The organism is Exiguobacterium sp. s28 (assembly GCF_018618135.1).
Taxonomy (GTDB): Bacteria; Bacillota; Bacilli; order Exiguobacteriales; family Exiguobacteriaceae; genus Exiguobacterium; species Exiguobacterium mexicanum_A.
In genome coordinates this window covers 109886-127672 of record NZ_JACSLL010000004.1, presented here as the reverse complement: position 1 = coordinate 127672, position 17787 = coordinate 109886, and the positions used below count along the sequence as shown (strand labels likewise).

The following is a 17787-nucleotide window of genomic DNA, read 5'->3' as shown; positions in this document are numbered from 1 at the left end:
GTATGGTACGGTTAAAAAAAGCAGAAGGAGGAATCCCTATGTACTTGGCAGATGCCATCAAGTTGAAACACCTGCTTCTGAAGCAGATTGATAAGTTGCTCGAAGAAGTCGAACGTGTCGCATTCATCGAACTCGAGAAAGATGAGCCGCTCCCGACGATCCAGTCCCGTTCACTCGAGGATATCGAAGTTGAGCTCGAGGCGATCCGGACCGATTTACGCCGTCTTGATCGTCTCGTCTGTGAGGCGAACCTGCATACCGTCATCGAGACGAATGACGGACCGCTCCCACTCGTCGAAGCGATGGAGTTCGCCGTTCAATTACGAGCTCAGGCTCGGATGTATCAAGATTTGGCCGAGCGTCCGAAACGCGAGTTCCAAACGGGTTACGGGGAAGGGACGAGCGTCATCAAGCATGCGCTCTATGACCCGGAACTTTACCGGCTGAAAGCCCGTGACGTCGAGAAACGGGCCAACCGCATCGCCAGCGCCATCGAGTCAGCCAATCATCGAACCGAGATTGACTTCGATGCGAGCCGTTATATGTAACAAAAACGCGTCGGGAACGTCCCGACGCGTTTTTACATGTGATGATTATGGTGGTCATGATGGTGTGAGCTCGAACGGCGTCGCGGGACCGGCTCATCGGCGAACTTCTCCCCGTCCAAGATGCCGAGCCGTTTGTATTGGCGATCGACCCGCTCTTTCGTCAAGTCGTGCACGTGCGACGACTCCATCACCAAATGATAGCTGCCGAGCGCGACCCGGAACGGCTCCATCTGTGTCCGCTCGACTGGGAACGACGTCACGTCTCGCAAGTAGTCAGCGAGACGGTTTGCCGATTCGTCACTCGGATTGTCGGCCAATTCTGACGCGAACTGTTGCATGTCTTTCAATAGACTGTTCGTCTTCACTTGCTTACCGATCCCTCCAATAACAGCGAACACGATAATACCGATAATCAGGAAAAAGAATATCGGGAAAATGATTGGTACTCCACTAAAAAACGAGTCCCCCATCCCTGTTGAATCGATGTATACTTCTTCCCCGAATGCAAACGTATGGACCATGATGTCTCCCCCTTTTTTCTATAATACGGATGCAGCCCCATTTGGTTTCATGCCAACAAAAAAACCGTGGCATGCGCCACGGCTCAGCGGTCAGTTCAATTGTTTCTCCATCATGATGCGAGGCTCGTTATCCTCTGTGTAAGCTCCCATGATGTCGTAGCCGCACAACAGGTTCAAGATGATGACCCCTTTGTTCGTGTTACGGGCTTTCGTTCGAATCGAATGGAACCCTTGCGCTTTCACCCACTCGAGTTGCGTGTCCATCAGCTTGCGGCCGATGCCATGCTTTTGAAACTCGGGGTGCACACCTCCGGCCCAGCTATAGAAGCGATACGGCTCGGCCTCGTAACCGATTTTGAAGCCGACGAGGCGCTCATCTGAAAATGCGAGCAACACGAGCGGGTTCGCATGACGATACAGCCGTTCTTTAAAACGCAGTTGATCGATGTCCCCGTAAAGCGTGCGGTACAGGTTAAAGAATTCCTCTTCGTAGTCTTTGAAATTCGTCGTCACATCTTTCACGATAAATGAACTGGTCGTACTCATCTTTCCATCCCCTTTCAGTATATGGACAAGTTGTTCGTACGCCTGTACCTTTCGCCGTTTACTCCGTTTTTCCTGTCTCACGCGCAAAAGCGGTCAAACCTTTTTGCTTATACACACCGAGCGACCGCTTCGGAAGGCTCTTTACCATCCAATTTTTTAAGATGCGCTGCTTGTCTTCCACCTTCAGTCCATATCCGTCCGTCACGACATGGCGCGCCCGCGTCGTCACATCGTACAACGAGATGGCGGCAGCGACAGAGATGTTCAAACTTTGGACGTATCCTTGCATCGGAATCAAGTAATTGCCGTCTGCCTTGGCGAGCGCTCGTTCCGATACGCCGTGATGTTCGTTCCCGAACAAGAGCACGGTCGGTTTTGACACATCGATGTCCTCAAGCGGGACCGCCTCTTCACTGAGTGCCGTCGCGAGCACTTGGTAACCGTCCGCCTTCAACCGATCGATTGCGTCCTCGATTGAAGGATGTTCGACCACGTCGACCCAGCGATCGGCGCTTTTGGCGATAATCGAGTTCGGCTTGAACTTGGCCCGTCCCTCGACGACGTGCAACGTCTGGACACCGAACGCGTCCGCCGAACGGAGCACGGCCGACTGATTGTGCGGGTCATCGACCCCTTCCGTCAAAATCGTGATATGGTTCGTCCGTAACTCCAGCACTTCCTGCATACGCTTGACGCGGTCGGGCATCAACATGCTGTACAGCAGTCGATCCTCTTCTAATAACAGGCCCGACTGCAACAATTCATCGAGTAATGCCGCTTGCTCTTCTTTTGATAATGCCGATGTTGTCTGTCTCCATCCCATCGTTCTCGCCCCTTTCAACCTTTAGTATTGTAGCGAGATTCGTTCCGACTGACAAGCTAGGTGAGAAACGAGTCGAATATCCTCTCGTTATGAAAATCCATGAAAATTAGGAAAACGGTTGCACAAAGTTATGCAATCGATTACAATTATCTATGCAAGCGATTGCATTGACAGTCGCCACAGACAGATAAAAAGTTCCGTACAGGAAGGAAGCGTATAGCATGAAACAACTCATCTCGTTCGACTTTTGGCAGAAACTCGGCAAGGCCTTAATGGTCGTCATCGCCGTCATGCCGGCCGCGGGTCTCATGATCTCGATTGGTAAATTGATTGGCATGTCAGCCGGAGACGTCAGCATCTTGCTCACGACGGCTCGCATCATCGAAGACCTCGGTTGGGGAATCATCGTCAACTTACATATCTTGTTCGCAGTCGCCATCGGTGGCTCGTGGGCGAAAGATAAAGCCGGCGGTGCCTTCGCTGCACTGATCGCCTTTATCTTGATCAACCGTGTCACAGGCGCCATCTTCGGCGTCAACGGAGCAATGCTCCAAGACCCGGAAGCGACTGTCCAGTCTCTCTTCGGAGCTGACCTTGTCGTCGCCGACTACTTCACATCTGTACTCGGTTCACCTGCTCTCAACATGGGCGTGTTCGTCGGGATTATCGCCGGTTTCCTCGGTGGAGCCCTCTATAACAAGTTCTATAACTTCAACAAATTGCCGAACGCCCTCTCGTTCTTCAACGGGAAGCGCTTCGTGCCATTCGTCGTCATTCTCGGTTCGGTCGTTGCCGCCATCGCGTTGTCCATCATTTGGCCGACGATTCAAGGCGCGCTCAACAGCTTCGGTGAATGGATTGCCACATCACGCAACACGGCACCAGTCCTCGCGCCGTTCATCTACGGTGCGCTCGAACGTCTCCTCTTGCCGTTCGGTCTTCACCACATGCTGACCGTGCCGATGAACTACACGGAGCTCGGTGGCACGTACACGATTTTGACAGGTGCGACAGCTGGTTCGGTCGTTGCGGGTCAAGATCCGCTCTGGTTGGCTTGGGTCACTGACCTCGTTAACCTTCGCGCCGCTGGTGATACAGCCGCTTACAACGCCTTGCTTGCTGACGTCGTACCGGCCCGCTTCAAAGTCGGTCAAGTCATCTTGTCATTCGCTGCCTTGATCGGTGCGGCTTATGCGATGTACCGCAACGTCGACGAAGACAAGAAAGCACAATACAAACCAATGTTCTTGTCGGCTGGTCTCGCCGTGTTCTTGACGGGTGTCACAGAACCAATCGAATTCATGTTCATGTTCGTCGCTCCAGTCCTTTACGTCGTCTACGCGCTTTTGGCCGGTGCCGCCTTCGCTTTAGCGGATGTCATCGACCTTCGTGTCCACGCGTTCGGTGCGATTGAATTGCTCACACGCATCCCGATGATTGTCAAAGCGGGACTGTTACAAGACTTGATTAACTTCTTCCTCGTCTCGGCTGCCTTCTTCTTCTTGAACTTCGGTGTGTTCAACTTCTTCATCAAGAAGATGAACCTTCCGACGCCAGGCCGTAACGGGAACTATATGGAAGAAGTGACAGAGAAATCGACTGTGACAGGCAACGAGCAGGTCATGGGGATTATCGCTCTACTCGGTGGGGAAGAGAACATCGAAGACGTCGATGCCTGCATGACGCGTCTCCGTGTCACAGTCAAAGACATGTCGCTCGTCTCAGAAGAGAGCGAATGGAAAAAGAACGGCGCCATGGGTCTCATCTTGAAAGACCGCGGTGTCCAAGCAATCTACGGCCCGAAAGCCGACGTATTGAAGTCTGATATTCAAGACGTCATCGGTGCATGATCAACAGGCCAGCTCGTACGAGTTGGCCTGTTTTTTCTAAAGGAGGACTATCGTGAATATTTTAACGCTGAACTGTCACGCCTGGTTAGAGGACCGTCAACAAGAGAAAATCGACTCGATCGTTGAACGGATCGCGAGCGAGGAATATGACATCATCGCACTCCAAGAAGTGAATCAACATAAAGAGGCCCCACTCATCGACGGCTTGATTCGAGAGAACAACTTCGCCTATGTGCTCGTCGAGCGTTTGAAAGAGCAAGGCGTCGATTACTACATGACGTGGGACTTCGCCCATTATGGATACGACATCTACGAGGAGGGCGTCGCGATTTTATCGCGCACTCCGTTCGTGTCGACCGAGTCGTTCTTCGTCTCCCAGACGACCGACCCGAACGATTACAAATCTCGGAAAATCGTCAAGGCGGTCGTGGACGGCATGGACGCGCCGACGGCGATTTACTCCTGTCACCTCGGTTGGTGGCATGACGCCGATGAGCCGGTGCGCCATCAGCTCGATGAACTACTTCGTCGCGTCGAGGACGACGACCGCGCCTTGCTGCTCGGTGACTTTAATAACGACGCCTTCATCCGTGGCGAAGGGTACGATTACTTGATCGAGCACGGTCTCCAAGATTTGTTCCATTTGGCGACCGAGCGTGAAGGCGATGCGACCGTCCAAGGCAAGATTGCCGGCTGGGACGAGAACAAGCAGGCGCTTCGCATCGACTTGATGCTGACGAACGCTCCGATCCACGTCTCTCGCCATGCCGTCGTCTTAGATGGCGAGAACGGTCCGATCGTCTCGGATCATGCCGGTGTTGAAGCAACGGCATTTTGGCGGTAAATGGCACCCTTTTCTTTTCCTCACGGAAGGGAAAAGGGTTTTGCTTTGCGTGGAAATCCTGTATGGTTGAAAACGACTGAAGTCTAACAACCTTGAACGAAAGAAGTGATTTTATTTTGACGACTACCCCATCGCTCAGTCGGACCGACTGGACGCTTATCTTATCGCTCGCCTTGCTCACGTTCGTGCTCGGGACGAGTGAATTTGTCATCGTCGGGATTTTACCCGATATCGCCGATGGACTATCGATTTCGATTGCCACGGCCGGAACGCTCGTCTCGGCGTTCGCGATCACCTTCGCCATCGGGACCCCGCTGACGATGTCACTGACGAGCCATTTGCCGAAACGAAAACTGATGCTTACACTCACCGCTGCGTTCATCGTCTTTAACTTGTTCAGCAGCCTCGCTCCGACGTACGGGATATTGCTCGTGCTCCGGATGATGACCGCTGTCGTGACCGGCGTGCTCATCTCGCTCGCCATGCTCGTCGCCAGTGAATCGGTTCCAACCGGGAAGCGCGGCATCGCTGTCTCATTCATTTTCAGCGGTTTCACGATGGCCAACGTATTCGGCGTCCCGCTCGGTACGTTCATCGGCCAACGCGCCGGATGGGAAACGACATTCCTGTTGACGACCGCTTTAGGCGTCGTCGCATTTCTCGCCGTCTACCGTGTCGTGCCGAGCCATTTAACGAGCGTCAAAACGTCGATTGCCGATCAATTGCGGCTCTTGACGAACCCGCGCATCCTAATCGCGTTCTTCATCCCGGCGTTCGGCTTCGGCGCGACGTACGTCGTCTATACGTATCTCGTCCCGATTTTGAAAGGCGTGCTCGGCGTCCCGATCGCTTGGGTCAGTCCAATCCTGTTCGCTTACGGATTCATCTCGATCTTCAGCAACATGGCGGCCGGGAAAATCGCCAATCATAATCCAATCGGACGTCTCCGGTTCGTCTTTCTCATCCAAGCGCTCGTCTTGGCGGCCTTGTATGTGACGACGTCGAACGTGACGCTCGGCCTGATCAATATCGCGCTCATGTCGTTCATGGCGATTCTACTGACGACATCGACGCAAATCTACTTGATCGACTTGGCCGAGAAGTTCAATCCGGACGCTAAAGGACTGGCTTCATCGCTCATGCCGGTCGCAAGCAACGTCGGTATCGGCATGGGTTCGGCGCTTGGTGGTCTTGTCTATGCCAACGCACCCGTGATGACCCTCGCCATCGTCGGCGGCGCCGTCGCGCTCGTGACAGCCTTGCTGACAGCGGTCAGTCATAAGCTCGACCAACGTTAAAACAGCGTGCCCCATCATGTGGGCACGCTGTTTTCATAACCAATCCAAGATTTGATCGATCGTCTCGTCGAGTTGTTGTTTGGCGCTGAGCGGGCTATCGTTATCTCCGTCCTGCGGGCCGTACATCCCGAAGTTGGCGTGATTGCCGTCTTTGATTTGATGAAAGACGGCGTCATCCGGGACATTGTCACGGCTCGCCTCGATATCGCTCTCGTTCGCGAGACCGTCGATTTCCCCAGAGACGGACAAGACACGTAAATCGCTGTCCGCCATCGAACTGATCGGATACGAGGCGAGGAAGATGACCCCGTCGATTTGCTCCTCGTGTTCGAGCGCGTAACCAGACGCGGCCGAACCGCCGAGTGAATGCCCCCCGACGACCCAACGTTCGATATCCGGGTGGGCGGCGATGATATCTTCTGCTGCATCGATATCTGCTATCCCGAGATTCAAGCGCAACGATGGGATGGCGACGAAGACACCTTCTTCTGCCAGTCTGGTGCCATAGTAAGCGTACGCCTCTTTCTCGACTTTCGCCCCAGGATACAAGATGAACCCAACCTCGCTGTCCGTCTGCCCGAACTCGAGACGATTGTCCACTTCCCTCGCCTCAGCCGCGTAACCGCGCGCTTCTTCCGTCGGTCCGTACGTCAGTTGCGTCCACACGAGGAAGCCGATGATGGCGACCAACATGACTCCTAATAGACTGAGGCCAATCCACTTCAGTTTTTTCTTCATTATATACCTCCATTTGCATCCACTTCCCCGTCACGGTACACTAGTATTAAAAAAGGGAAATACCAGGGGGACACCATGACCAAAAGTTCTGTAACCACGACGATTCAGTGGTTTATTTTTATTTTAGCTACAAACATTGTACCACCGCTCTCAATCGCCGCCTTATTTGAACTGTCGCCAGGCGAGACGATGACGTTCATCTCACGTTCACTGTTCGTCTTCGCACTCTTCAGCATTATCCAAACGCTGCTCGGCCACCGCCTGCCAATCTTAGAAGGACCAGCCGGGATTTGGTGGGGCGTGTTCACACTCTATGCCTCCATCGGTCCAGCACTTTATGGGAGCGGACAAGAGACGCTCCAAGCGCTCGGTTTCATGTTGTTCTTAAGTGGTGTGCTCGGTGTGGTCATGACTGTCACCGGCCTGTTGCGACGGATGCTGTCGTTGTTTACCCCGCAAGTCCTCGGCGTCTATATGATTTTGCTCGTGTTGCAATTGTCCGGCGCCGTCATCAAAGGCGGCTTCGGTGTGACCGAGGACGGCATCAACACAATCCAAGCCGTGGCGACGGCCGGCCTCGTCTTATTCGCGCTCACGCTCGAGCGGAGCCGGTTCAAGCAGTACGGCCTCGTCATGACGCTCATCGCCGGATTTTGGTTGTTCAACATGCTCGGCCTCGGGAACCCGATCGTCCGTTCCGAGTCATTTTTCCTCGTCCCTGAACTATTCCCGTTCGGAACGTGGGTGTGGGATTGGAACTTGCTCCCGACTGCGTTCGTCATCACGCTCCTGCTCATGACGAACGTCCTTGCCAATATCAAATTGATTGAGCGCATCGTCAGCTCGCGCGAGAAGCGTCAAATCGAAGGGAACGTCCCGGCATCCGGCGTTGTCAGCGGCATCAGCCAAATGGTCGCGGGCTTGTTCGGGACACCGGGACCGGTCGCCATCTCTGGGACAGCCGGCTTCCTGTCTTCGACTGAAAGTGTGCATCGCACGCCACACCTCATCGCCCATGCTTTGATGATGGTGCTCGCCCTCGTCGGTCCGTTCGTCTCGCTGATCGCAAGTATCCCAGCCGCTGTCGGATACGCCATCGTCACCCCGCTCATCGCGACGATGATTATCATCGGAATCAACGAGGCGGCGTTCGAATTGAACCAAAAGACGGCCTCACTCACTGTCGGTCTCCCGCTCGTCATTGGGGCCGGGGCGATGTTGCTCCCACCTGGGGCAATGAACGATTTGCCGCCGCTCTTGGCGACCGTGTTCTCGAACGGACTCGTCCTCGGAACGATCGTCGCCTTGACGACGGCCATTCTCAGCCGCATCAAAGACTAAAAAAACTGACCTCGAGAGGTCAGTTTTTTTCGGTTACGTGCATATGGAACGCTGCGTCGTGCGGCAAGACGGCACCGTCTTCGGCCTCGAAGTGCGCGCGGTCTTTGACGTAGGCGACAATCGAGATTGTGTCGCGGTGAAGCGCCCGTTTAAACGCTTGCTCGGCCGTGACCGGTGTCCCGTCGTCATTTTTCAACTCGAGACCCATCAGCTTATAGCCGAGCGTCTGTCCACTGCGGCGCATCTGACATGCCTCAAGCGCGTAGGAGACGAGCGTCGGGGTGATGACAGCATGGACGAACTCGCTTTTCACTTTCTTCCGAACGAGCTGTTCGACACCAAAACTGAGCAATCCGGCAATGACGCCATCAATCAAGACGGCTTGGGTACGTTTCTTCGTTAATGGGTTCATTGGCTCATCCTCTGCATCATACCTGACGTCAACACTTCGATGCCCTGTCCTTCTTCTGCGGCCATAATCAAGGCGCGGGCCACGTGGAGCGCTTGAATCGGCGCTGCATCCGGTAGTTTATCGAGCAACAACGGTTGGAGCGGACGGCTGACGACTTCGGCTGCTTTCTCGCCGAGACGGAACTCCTCGCGATCTCCGAGCAAGAGCGATGGCCGGGCGATAATCAAGTGCTCGAAGCCGAACACTTTGAGCCCATTCTCGAGCTCCCCTTTCACCCGGTTGTAGAAGAACGGTGACCGAAGTGACGCGCCTTGAGCCGATACGACGGCATAACGTGTCGCTCCGTGTTGTTTCGCGACCCGTGCCACTTCGAGCGGCAAGTCGAGATCGACGTGTTTGAATGCCTGACGCGAACCGGCGACAGCGATCGTCGTTCCGAGTGCGCAGTAGACGTCATCAATATGCGGCAACGCCTCGTCCATTCCTTCAAATCCGACGACCTCGTGCAGTTTCGGGTGACTCCAACGCTTCGAGCGACGGACGACAATCCAGACTTGATCATATCGTTCTTGTTCGAGCAACTGTTCGACGAGTTCGCGTCCAATCAATCCGGTGGCGCCAACGACAAGTGCAGTTTTCCCCATGCTTGTTCCCCCTAGTTACGTAGTTCCTTTCAGTCTAGCTGACTTGCCGGTTCTCGGCAACGACCTCGGCCGGACGGAACCGGTCGACGAGTCGGAAGAACCCGTTCAACAATAAGGCGGTGAACGATCCGGCGACGATGGCGCTGTCCGTGAACAACTGCACCGCCTCAGGCATGTTCGCGACGATGGCCGGGTTGGCCGTGATACCGAGACCGACCCCGATCGACAAGGCGATTGTAATCAAGTTCTCGTTTTTCGCAAAATCGACTTGGCTCAAGATTCGAATCCCTGAAGCGGCGACCGTACCGAACATGACAAGCATCGCCCCACCGAGCACCGGTTTCGGGATCAATGTCGTGAACGTCGCGACTTTCGGCAAGAAGCCTAGCAAAATCAATAGTCCGCTCGTCCAGAAGATGACACGGCGCGATTTGACGCCTGACAATTGGACGAGGCCGACGTTTTGACTGAACGTCGTGTATGGGAAGCTGTTGAAAATCCCACCGAGAATCGTCGCCACACCTTCGGCCCGATACCCTTTCGTCAACTCGTTCGAGCCAATCGGCTTTTTCGTGATATCGCTCAATGCCAAGAAGACACCAGTCGATTCGATCATCGAGATGATGGCCACGAGCGTCATGACGAGGATGGCCGAGACGTCAAACGTCGGCATCCCGAAGTAGAACGGTTGTACCATTTGGAACCAGCCGGCCTCACGGACCGGGCTGAAGTCGACGAGACCGAGGAACGCGGCGACACCTGTGCCAATCAAGACCGCGAACAAGACTGCGGCCGCCCGTGTGAACACGGTACCGATTCGGTTCAAGACGAGAATCAAACCGATGGTCAAGCCACCGAGCGCCAAGTTTTGCATCGAAGCGAAGCCAGGCTCACCCGGCATCCCGCCGCCGATGTCATTGACAGCGACTGGGATGAGCGAGAGACCGATAATCGTCACGACCGAGCCGAGCACGACCGGCGGGAAGAAGCGAGCCAGTTTCCCGACAAATCCTGATATTAGAATGACGATAATCCCGCTCGCAATAAGTGCCCCATAGATGGCGGTGATTCCGCTCGAACTACCGATAGCAATCATCGGACCGACCGCGGTGAACGTACAACCGAGTACGACTGGCAGACCGACACCGGTGAAACGAGTCGTCCAGACTTGTAACAGCGTTGCGACGCCACACATGAACAAATCGATTGCGACGAGATACGCGAGTTCCGTCGGACCGAGTCCGATGGCACCACCGACGATGAGCGGGACGATGGCCGCGCCCGTGTACATGGCGAGTAAGTGTTGGAAACCAAGGCTGGCTGTCTTGAACGTATTCATCGGACCACCTCCACGAAGGAAATCTCACCCGCTTCAAGCTTCGCAATTCGGGCTAGTGACTCGACTTGATAGCCTCGCTCGAGCAACTTGTCCCGTCCCGGTTGGAACGACTTCTCGATGACGATTCCGACACCGGCGACGACCGCCCCGGCCGATTCGACGAGTTGCGTCAAACCGAGTGCCGCTTCCCCGTTGGCGAGGAAGTCATCGATGACGAGCACGCGCTCCCCAGGTTGGACGAAGCGACGGCTCAAACTGATGCGGTTCGTCTCTTGTTTCGTGAACGAGTAAACGTCCGCTTCGACGAGATCGTCTTGGAGCGTAAGTGATTTGCGTTTACGGGCGAAGACGAACGGAATGTTCATCTCGAGCGCCGTCATCATAGCCGGAGCGATTCCGCTCGATTCCAATGTGACGATACGATCGATTCCCGCGTCACGGAACCGATCCGCGAACTCACGACCGATCGCCTGCATCAAGACAGGATCGACTTGATGGTTCAAGAAGGCATCGACTTTCAATACGTGTTCGGACAACGCTTGCCCTTCATCTCTGATTTTGTCTTCTAACTGCTTCATTGTTTTCCCTCCAATAAAAAAATGCGATTCGTCACCCCAACCCGGGGACGACGAACCGCATGGAAACAAAACGAATGCACACGACAAGCGTCACCCGTAGTCGAACCATTTACGGTGGTTCGGTAGAGACTTGCGGGCCATATTCCCGCTGATATACGAGTGCGAATCTTTTATTTATATAAGATAGGACTTATTCTAGACGATATTTAATAAATTGCAACCCGTTTTGGAAAAGACGGCTAAAAGTTCGATTTTTCTGAAACTGCTGTATACTAAAGATACTGGAAAAACGAGAGGAGCCACATCCATTATGAAGCTATTCGTTTTAGGTGCCACAGGCCGGACCGGTCATCAGTTTGTCGACCAGGCCATCGAGCATGGCCACCATGTGACCGCCTTCGTGCGGGAACAGAAAAAATTGATTCCGACCCCGCAACTTGAAATCATCGAAGGCGACGTCACAGACAGCGCCGCTTTGACAGACGCCCTCGCTGGTCATGACGCCGTCATCAGCTGTCTCGGGACCGACTTGAGCGATTCGGACTTCTTGGCCCACGTCACCGACGCACTCGTCCCGGCGCTGAAAGCAAATGACGTCACTCGGGTCGTCTACCTCGCCTCGGCTGGAATCGATAAAGAGATTCCGGGCCTTGCTGGTACGGTCGTGACGTTCATGCTTCGCAAGCCGCTCCGTGATCACCGGGCCGCGGTCGATTTGTGGCGCAACTCGTCGTTCGATTACACAATCGTGCGGCCGATGCAACTGACGGACGGTCCCCGGACCTCGGTGTACCGCACGTCTATCGACAGCATTCCAGACAACGGAAAACAGATTTCACGGGCCGATGTCGCCCAGTTCATGCTGAACGCCGTTGAAGAACAACACTTCGTCCGCCAATCAGTCGGGCTGGCGTACTAATTTTTTTGAATCCATGCTACAATATCGGATAGTCAACTTTGAAGGGAACGAATAAGAAATATGAGTATATTAACAGTACAAAACTTGAGCCACGGTTTCGGTGACCGCGCCATTTTGAACGACGTGTCTTTCCGTCTATTGAAAGGCGAACACATCGGCCTCATCGGAGCGAACGGTGAAGGAAAATCAACGTTCATGAACATCATCACGCGCAAACTCCAACCGGACGAAGGCAAAATCGAATGGGCGAAAAACGTCCGTGTCGGTTACCTCGACCAGCACGCTGTCCTCGAGCGTGGGATGACGATTCGGGACGTGTTGAAGAGCGCGTTCCAATACTTGATCGACACCGAAACACGAATCGGTGAGCTCTATATGGAAATGGGCGATGCGACACCTGAACAGATGGACGACATGCTCGCTGAAGTCGGCGAACTGCAGGAAATGCTCGATTCAAACGACTTCTATATCATCGACGCAAAAGTCGAGGAAGTCGCTCGCGGTCTCGGTATTTTAGATGTCGGACTCGACCGTGACGTCACGGACCTCTCAGGTGGTCAGCGGACGAAAGTATTGCTCGCGAAATTGCTTCTCGAGAAGCCGGACATCCTTCTCCTCGATGAGCCGACCAACTATTTGGACGAGGCCCACATCGAGTGGTTGAAGCGTTATCTCCAAAACTACGACAACGCCTTCATCTTGATTTCGCACGATATCCCGTTCTTAAACAGCGTCATCAACTTGGTCTACCATATGGAAAACCAGGACTTGTCACGCTATGTCGGGGACTACGACAAGTTCATGGAAGTATACGAGATGAAACGCTCGCAGCTTGAATCGGCTTATAAACGCCAGCAGGCGGAAATCGCCGACTTGAAAGACTTCGTCGCCCGCAACAAGGCACGCGTCTCGACGCGGAACATGGCGATGTCACGCCAGAAGAAACTCGATAAGATGGACGTCATCGAATTGAGTGCGGAACGTCCGAAACCAGAGTTCCGGTTCTTGCAGGCACGCACGTCAGGTCGTCTCATCTTTGACGCCAAAAATCTCGTCATCGGTTATGACGAGCCGCTCTCACGACCACTCGACCTCCAAATGGAGCGCGGTCAGAAGATCGCCCTCGTCGGTGCGAACGGGATCGGGAAAACGACGCTGTTGAAGAGTCTGCTCGGCATGATCAACCCGCTTGAAGGAACCGTCGAACGCGGTGAGTTCTTGGAGATCGGGTACTTCGAACAAGAAGCGGCCGTCAGCAACAACACGTGTATCGAAGAGATTTGGAGCGAGTTCCCATCCCTCAACCAGCAACAAGTCCGCGCCATGCTCGCGAAATGCGGTCTCATGACGAAGCATATCGAGAGTAAAATCGCGGTCCTCAGTGGTGGAGAGAAGGCGAAGGTCCGTCTCTGTAAGCTCCAAAACAACGAATCGAACTTGCTCCTCCTCGATGAGCCGACGAACCACTTGGACGTTGACGCGAAGGAAGAGTTGAAGCGCGCGTTGAAAGAATATAAAGGCAGTATCCTACTCATCAGTCACGAACCGGAGTTCTATCAAGACATCGTCACCGACGTCTGGAACTGTGAATCGTGGACGACGAAAGTATTCTAATCCATGTAGAGGAAGTGGCGTATGGCTGGCCCGATTCAAGTAAACGAACGCATCGTTCTGTATGATATCATTCGAGGATTTGCCCTATGCGGCATCTTCCTCGTCAACATCCCAAGCATGCTCGGGAGCGACTGGATGTTCGGTCGCCCCGACTATTACGGGAGTGACCTCGTCGTCCGGACGCTGTTCGATTTGTTCATTCAGACGAAGTTTTACACGATCTTCTCGCTCTTGTTCGGGATCGGCTTCTCGATTTTCCTTGAGCGCTCGTATGCGCGCGGGGACTCGGTCGGCCGTTACATCCGACGCATCGCCATCTTGTTTCTATTCGGACTCGTTCACCTGGCCATTTGGTCGGGTGACATCTTACATACGTATGCGATGTGGGGCTTGTTGCTCCCACTGTTTTATGGATTAAGCAACCGGGCGATTTTGACATGGGCGTGGAGCTTATTGATTGGGAGTTTCTTTTTGTTTTATGTAACATTTTCGCTGACAGAATGGGCGAACGGCGGTGCTTTCTATGAAGGTGATCCTTTCCCAAGCGCCTATAATATGGGCTTTGGCGATTGGTTCGATTATCGTCTCAACGTCGAAATCTTTTCTGCCATCTCGAACTCCCTTCTCGTCGGAATTGAGATCTTTAGCCTGTTCTTGTTCGGCCTGTATATCGGACGGGAACGGAAACTCCTCACTTGGAGCATCCGAGGATTGACCCGGACGGCCATCATTTGTGCGGTGGCTGCTCTCCCGTTTTTCGCTGTCATCCTTTGGCATCATTACGGCGGCGGCTATATATATTATTGGGTCAACTTAACGGCCGTCCTCGTCTCTGGCAAACTGCTCGCGACGGCGTACGTCTGTCTGTTCACGATCGCCGTCCGTAACGGACGCGCATTCCGTCCGCTACAGGCGCTTGGCCGTATGGCGCTGACGAACTATTTGACGCACACGCTCGTCGTCGTCCTGCCGGTCATCGCCCTCGGCTACTACGGTCGCCTGTCGTTGACGGAAGGATTGTTCTTAAGTATCGCGATTTTGATTGCCCAAGCGTTCTTCTCAATGTGGTGGCTGAAATCGCATCGATACGGTCCGTTCGAGAAATTATGGCGCATCGGAACGTATGGACGACAAAAACAAGCATCTTAACCGCAAAAAAGGCTCGGAGCAGATTGATCTGCTTCGAGCCTTTCTCGTTTCTTAGTTCGTCGCCGCTGCTGTGAGCACCGGTACGATTTGCTTTTTACGTGAGACGACACCAGGGAGTGTCGCAAGGCCATCGACCAATTTGACGTTGAACGCCTGCTCGAATAGGTCAGTCTTCTTACCGACAACGAGTGCTTCTGAATCGTTCGTCAAGATGTTCGTGATGGCGAAGACAAACAAATCGAGTTCTTTGTCTAATATCTTCACGGCCATTGCCGCTTCGACTTCAGCTTTACGGCTCAATACATCGTTCGCGTCGACCGTGTTCACTTGAGCAATCTCGATGCGGTAGTCGCCCATCGCAAACTCTTTCGCGTCGAGCGAGATGAGTTCTGGAATCGTCTTTTGGCTAAGGTCCGCTCCGGCTTTCAACATCTCGAGACCGTATGTCTCGATATCTGTACCAGAGATAGCTGCGAGTTCTTTTGCCGCTTTGATGTCCTCGTCCGTGCATGTCGGTGACTTGAACAAGAGCGAGTCCGAGATGATCGCCGATAGCATCAATCCTGCCATGTCAGGCGCGATTTCGACACCGTGCTCTTTATAGAGTTTGAGCAAAATCGTCGCCGTACAACCGACCGGCTCGGCCCGATAGTAGAGGGCATCCGCTGTTTGGAAGTTGGCGATGCGGTGATGGTCGACGACTTCAAGAATGCGCACGTCTGCGATGTCTTCCGCGCTTTGCTGGAACTCGTTATGGTCGACCAGGATGACCGAGTTCGCTTCGTCTGACACGCGTTCCACGAGGCGTGGTGCCTTGACGCGGAAGTGGTCGAGCGCATATTGCGTCTCTCCGTTCACTTCACCAAGACGGACCGCCTCAGCGTCCATGCCTAACTTTTTCTTCAGCTCCGCGTAAGCGAGCGCCGAGCAAATCGTATCCGTGTCTGGATTTTTATGTCCGAAAACTAGTACTGTACTCATGATGCATTCTCCTCACTATGATAGTTTTCCCTTATCCATTATACCGTCTATCCTCATTCTTTCAATTCCCAAACAAAAAGAGCCACCAGGGGCTCTTTACGCTTGTTCGTCTTCGTCCGTCTCTTCGAGGTCCGAATGATCCCCTTTTGAATCTTCTTCGTGCGAAATATCCGGTTGGTCTCGTTTCAACTTCTCTTGTTCTTCTTGTTCACGCTTTTTATCTTGTTCTGACATCTGTCTCATCCTTTCGGTTTTGTCATGTCGTAGACTGTTCCCCGAGCTGGATGGCTTCAAACGGATGTCGCATTTCTGTTAACAAACTGTGATGTCACGCTTGAACGAACACGACCTCGTCGCCTCGAATCTCGACGTTAACGTCTTGTCCTTGGAACAACCACTCATCCTGTTCAGCCACGACGAAGCGAATCCCATCCGCTTCCGTTTCGACTACAGCGTTGTCGATGTCTTCTGTGATGACTCCCACTGAGAAGCCGTGCGTCAAATCGGTCGAACCCCCATATTTGGCGAAAAGGCGCACCGTCTGGCCTGCCTCGACTTCCATCTCATCTTTAAAAAATTGGAGTGCTTCTTCTGTCACGTTAATCTTCATTCGTCATCCTCCTCTCGACTTCTGTCTCCATTCTAATCGTTTCAGAAAAACCGAGCGAGGAAGTTGCCTAGAGCGTCGTCCCCGGTAAATATGTGACCGTTAAACTGTTTGTGACCGAAGCTCCGCCATTCATCTCCTCGAACGTCACATCGAACAACGTCCGTCCGATGTCTTCATTTGGCGAGTGCATCGTCGACAGGCCGAACGCCTGACCGATCGGATGACCATCGAAGCCAAGGATGGCGACTTCATCCGGGATGCTGACACCGCGACGGCGTAACTCTCCTAAAAAGCCGAGCGCCACATAATCCGACGAGAAAAAGAGCGCTCGAGGACGCTCTTGTTGACGCAGAAACGCATCGGCCAGTCCGATTCCGTCCTCGCTCGTCAAGTAACCGGTCCAGACCCACCGCTCACGCGCAAGTTCGACTTCATCGAAGTACGCCTGCTGACGCGCGATCGAGCTTGGACTGTCTTGTCTTGACAACACGATTCCGATTTCGGCATATCCGGCTTGCGCCAACACGCGCAAACCGGCGACGAACGCGGTGTAATGATCGACGTGGACCGAAGAAATCGTCTGCGGCGCCCCGACGGTCGCGACCGCGATCGGACCAAATTGTCGATACGTTTCCATCTCATCGAATGACATCGTATGGGATAACAGGATCGCCCCATCGACTTCACGGTGCTTCAATAGATCAAGCGCTTGCCGTTCTTGGTCGAGTTGATACTCAGTCTGCCACATGACGAGTCGATAATCTCTTTGGAGGGCGGCTTTCGCGAGCCCGTTGACGAACAGTCCATAATACGGATGATCCAAATACGGCAACACGACGACGAAACGCTGCGTGCGACCGGTCGATAACGTCAGCGCCTGCTGATTCCGTAAATAGCCGAGCTCGGCCATCGCCCGTCGCACCCGTTCACGCTTCTCTTTCGACACGTATGGGTGCTCATTGAGCACGCGCGACACCGTCGTCACGGATACGTCCGCATATTTTGCGATATCTCGAATGTTCGCCATCCTGT

At 53.8% G+C, this 17787-nt stretch carries 20 protein-coding genes and 1 riboswitch; of the genes, 8 read left to right on the top strand and 12 right to left on the bottom strand.

The genetic code is table 11. The features are described 5' to 3' along the window. Positions 1-38: 38 nt before the first annotated feature. Positions 39-548 (top strand): hypothetical protein, encoded by a 510-nt coding sequence (locus tag KNP78_RS06540; RefSeq protein ID WP_214797426.1) that lies wholly within the window; start codon positions 39-41, stop codon positions 546-548. Between the two features lie 32 nt (positions 549-580). Here the strand turns inward: KNP78_RS06540 and KNP78_RS06535 are convergent, their stop codons facing one another. From KNP78_RS06535 to KNP78_RS06525, 3 genes are all read right to left on the bottom strand, one after another. Further along, complete coding sequence (locus KNP78_RS06535; protein WP_214823478.1) at positions 581-1069, bottom strand: hypothetical protein; 489 nt, start codon at positions 1067-1069, stop codon at positions 581-583. Between the two features lie 90 nt (positions 1070-1159). Next, positions 1160-1615 (bottom strand): GNAT family N-acetyltransferase, encoded by a 456-nt coding sequence (locus KNP78_RS06530; protein WP_021068095.1) that lies wholly within the window; start codon positions 1613-1615, stop codon positions 1160-1162. Positions 1616-1673: 58 nt separating this feature from the next. Further along, the gene (locus tag KNP78_RS06525) at positions 1674-2438 is read right to left on the bottom strand and encodes a TrmH family RNA methyltransferase (protein ID WP_114164885.1); all 765 of its coding nucleotides are present in this window, start codon (positions 2436-2438) and stop codon (positions 1674-1676) included. A gap of 221 nt (positions 2439-2659) precedes the next feature. Here KNP78_RS06525 and KNP78_RS06520 point away from each other — a divergent pair, with 221 nt between their 5' ends. From KNP78_RS06520 to KNP78_RS06510, 3 genes are all read left to right on the top strand, one after another. Beyond that, the gene (locus KNP78_RS06520) at positions 2660-4288 is read left to right on the top strand and encodes a PTS transporter subunit IIBC (RefSeq protein ID WP_034780743.1); all 1629 of its coding nucleotides are present in this window, start codon (positions 2660-2662) and stop codon (positions 4286-4288) included. A 52-nt stretch (positions 4289-4340) separates the two neighbouring features. Continuing rightward, a complete protein-coding gene (locus KNP78_RS06515) occupies positions 4341-5132 on the top strand; it encodes an endonuclease/exonuclease/phosphatase family protein (RefSeq protein WP_214823477.1) in 792 nt (263 codons plus the stop codon). A gap of 116 nt (positions 5133-5248) precedes the next feature. Beyond that, a complete protein-coding gene (locus KNP78_RS06510) occupies positions 5249-6430 on the top strand; it encodes an MFS transporter (RefSeq protein ID WP_251128470.1) in 1182 nt (393 codons plus the stop codon). A gap of 33 nt (positions 6431-6463) precedes the next feature. Here KNP78_RS06510 and KNP78_RS06505 read toward each other — a convergent pair whose 3' ends face one another. Then, entirely contained in the window at positions 6464-7168 is a 705-nt protein-coding gene (locus KNP78_RS06505; RefSeq protein WP_034780739.1) for an alpha/beta family hydrolase, read from the bottom strand. Between the two features lie 75 nt (positions 7169-7243). Here KNP78_RS06505 and KNP78_RS06500 point away from each other — a divergent pair, with 75 nt between their 5' ends. Further along, positions 7244-8509 (top strand): purine/pyrimidine permease, encoded by a 1266-nt coding sequence (locus KNP78_RS06500; RefSeq protein ID WP_034780737.1) that lies wholly within the window; start codon positions 7244-7246, stop codon positions 8507-8509. A gap of 19 nt (positions 8510-8528) precedes the next feature. Here KNP78_RS06500 and KNP78_RS06495 read toward each other — a convergent pair whose 3' ends face one another. The 4 genes from KNP78_RS06495 to KNP78_RS06480 are packed head-to-tail and all read right to left on the bottom strand — an operon-like array spanning position 8529 to position 11482. Continuing rightward, positions 8529-8921: an RDD family protein gene (locus KNP78_RS06495; RefSeq protein ID WP_034780735.1), complete on the bottom strand. Its 393-nt coding sequence runs from the start codon at positions 8919-8921 to the stop codon at positions 8529-8531. Further along, positions 8918-9565: an NAD(P)H-binding protein gene (locus tag KNP78_RS06490; protein WP_214754866.1), complete on the bottom strand. Its 648-nt coding sequence runs from the start codon at positions 9563-9565 to the stop codon at positions 8918-8920. Before KNP78_RS06490 ends, KNP78_RS06495 begins: the two co-directional genes overlap by 4 nt. Positions 9566-9599: 34 nt before the next feature. Next, positions 9600-10904 carry a nucleobase:cation symporter-2 family protein gene (locus tag KNP78_RS06485; RefSeq protein ID WP_214710687.1) on the bottom strand — a complete coding sequence of 435 codons (1305 nt, stop codon included), beginning with the start codon at positions 10902-10904 and terminating at the stop codon, positions 9600-9602. Further along, positions 10901-11482, bottom strand: coding sequence for a xanthine phosphoribosyltransferase (locus tag KNP78_RS06480; protein ID WP_021068085.1), 582 nt, complete (start codon positions 11480-11482; stop codon positions 10901-10903). The genes KNP78_RS06485 and KNP78_RS06480 overlap by 4 nt, the downstream gene beginning before the upstream one ends. A 77-nt stretch (positions 11483-11559) precedes the next feature. After that, a riboswitch (purine riboswitch) is annotated at positions 11560-11661 on the bottom strand. A gap of 131 nt (positions 11662-11792) precedes the next feature. On the opposite strand from KNP78_RS06480, the gene KNP78_RS06475 reads away from it, so the two are divergent. Genes KNP78_RS06475 through KNP78_RS06465 form a run of 3 tightly spaced genes read left to right on the top strand, consistent with a single transcriptional unit; the run spans position 11793 to position 15164 of the window. Next, positions 11793-12401: an NAD(P)-dependent oxidoreductase gene (locus tag KNP78_RS06475; protein WP_214823475.1), complete on the top strand. Its 609-nt coding sequence runs from the start codon at positions 11793-11795 to the stop codon at positions 12399-12401. A 60-nt stretch (positions 12402-12461) separates the two neighbouring features. After that, positions 12462-14015: an ABC-F family ATP-binding cassette domain-containing protein gene (locus tag KNP78_RS06470; RefSeq protein WP_021068083.1), complete on the top strand. Its 1554-nt coding sequence runs from the start codon at positions 12462-12464 to the stop codon at positions 14013-14015. Between the two features lie 21 nt (positions 14016-14036). Continuing rightward, positions 14037-15164, top strand: coding sequence for a DUF418 domain-containing protein (locus KNP78_RS06465; RefSeq protein WP_214792955.1), 1128 nt, complete (start codon positions 14037-14039; stop codon positions 15162-15164). Positions 15165-15215: 51 nt separating this feature from the next. Here the strand turns inward: KNP78_RS06465 and KNP78_RS06460 are convergent, their stop codons facing one another. The 4 genes from KNP78_RS06460 to KNP78_RS06445 form a co-directional block, all read right to left on the bottom strand. Continuing rightward, entirely contained in the window at positions 15216-16145 is a 930-nt protein-coding gene (locus KNP78_RS06460) for a manganese-dependent inorganic pyrophosphatase (protein ID WP_214823474.1), read from the bottom strand. Positions 16146-16241: 96 nt separating this feature from the next. Then, on the bottom strand, positions 16242-16379 hold the full coding sequence (locus KNP78_RS06455) for a hypothetical protein (RefSeq protein WP_021068076.1): 138 nt from the start codon (positions 16377-16379) through the stop codon (positions 16242-16244). Positions 16380-16473: 94 nt separating this feature from the next. Further along, complete coding sequence (locus KNP78_RS06450) at positions 16474-16755, bottom strand: HesB/YadR/YfhF family protein (RefSeq protein ID WP_034780715.1); 282 nt, start codon at positions 16753-16755, stop codon at positions 16474-16476. A gap of 67 nt (positions 16756-16822) precedes the next feature. Then, positions 16823-17782 (bottom strand): LacI family DNA-binding transcriptional regulator, encoded by a 960-nt coding sequence (locus KNP78_RS06445; protein WP_214823473.1) that lies wholly within the window; start codon positions 17780-17782, stop codon positions 16823-16825. Between the last annotated feature and the right edge of the window lie 5 nt (positions 17783-17787).

What these genes read in the sequence shown, in the direction of transcription:
- KNP78_RS06540 (WP_214797426.1), top strand. Translation starts at nt 39, where the DNA reads ATGTACTTGGCAGATGCCATCAAGTTGAAACACCTGCTTCTGAAGCAG.
- KNP78_RS06535 (WP_214823478.1), bottom strand. Translation starts at nt 1,069, where the DNA reads ATGGTCCATACGTTTGCATTCGGGGAAGAAGTATACATCGATTCAACA.
- KNP78_RS06530 (WP_021068095.1), bottom strand. Translation starts at nt 1,615, where the DNA reads ATGAGTACGACCAGTTCATTTATCGTGAAAGATGTGACGACGAATTTC.
- KNP78_RS06525 (WP_114164885.1), bottom strand. Translation starts at nt 2,438, where the DNA reads ATGGGATGGAGACAGACAACATCGGCATTATCAAAAGAAGAGCAAGCG.
- KNP78_RS06520 (WP_034780743.1), top strand. Translation starts at nt 2,660, where the DNA reads ATGAAACAACTCATCTCGTTCGACTTTTGGCAGAAACTCGGCAAGGCC.
- KNP78_RS06505 (WP_034780739.1), bottom strand. Translation starts at nt 7,168, where the DNA reads ATGAAGAAAAAACTGAAGTGGATTGGCCTCAGTCTATTAGGAGTCATG.
- KNP78_RS06500 (WP_034780737.1), top strand. Translation starts at nt 7,244, where the DNA reads ATGACCAAAAGTTCTGTAACCACGACGATTCAGTGGTTTATTTTTATT.
- KNP78_RS06495 (WP_034780735.1), bottom strand. Translation starts at nt 8,921, where the DNA reads ATGAACCCATTAACGAAGAAACGTACCCAAGCCGTCTTGATTGATGGC.
- KNP78_RS06490 (WP_214754866.1), bottom strand. Translation starts at nt 9,565, where the DNA reads ATGGGGAAAACTGCACTTGTCGTTGGCGCCACCGGATTGATTGGACGC.
- KNP78_RS06485 (WP_214710687.1), bottom strand. Translation starts at nt 10,904, where the DNA reads ATGAATACGTTCAAGACAGCCAGCCTTGGTTTCCAACACTTACTCGCC.
- KNP78_RS06480 (WP_021068085.1), bottom strand. Translation starts at nt 11,482, where the DNA reads ATGAAGCAGTTAGAAGACAAAATCAGAGATGAAGGGCAAGCGTTGTCC.
- KNP78_RS06475 (WP_214823475.1), top strand. Translation starts at nt 11,793, where the DNA reads ATGAAGCTATTCGTTTTAGGTGCCACAGGCCGGACCGGTCATCAGTTT.
- KNP78_RS06470 (WP_021068083.1), top strand. Translation starts at nt 12,462, where the DNA reads ATGAGTATATTAACAGTACAAAACTTGAGCCACGGTTTCGGTGACCGC.
- KNP78_RS06465 (WP_214792955.1), top strand. Translation starts at nt 14,037, where the DNA reads ATGGCTGGCCCGATTCAAGTAAACGAACGCATCGTTCTGTATGATATC.
- KNP78_RS06460 (WP_214823474.1), bottom strand. Translation starts at nt 16,145, where the DNA reads ATGAGTACAGTACTAGTTTTCGGACATAAAAATCCAGACACGGATACG.
- KNP78_RS06455 (WP_021068076.1), bottom strand. Translation starts at nt 16,379, where the DNA reads ATGTCAGAACAAGATAAAAAGCGTGAACAAGAAGAACAAGAGAAGTTG.
- KNP78_RS06450 (WP_034780715.1), bottom strand. Translation starts at nt 16,755, where the DNA reads ATGAAGATTAACGTGACAGAAGAAGCACTCCAATTTTTTAAAGATGAG.
- KNP78_RS06445 (WP_214823473.1), bottom strand. Translation starts at nt 17,782, where the DNA reads ATGGCGAACATTCGAGATATCGCAAAATATGCGGACGTATCCGTGACG.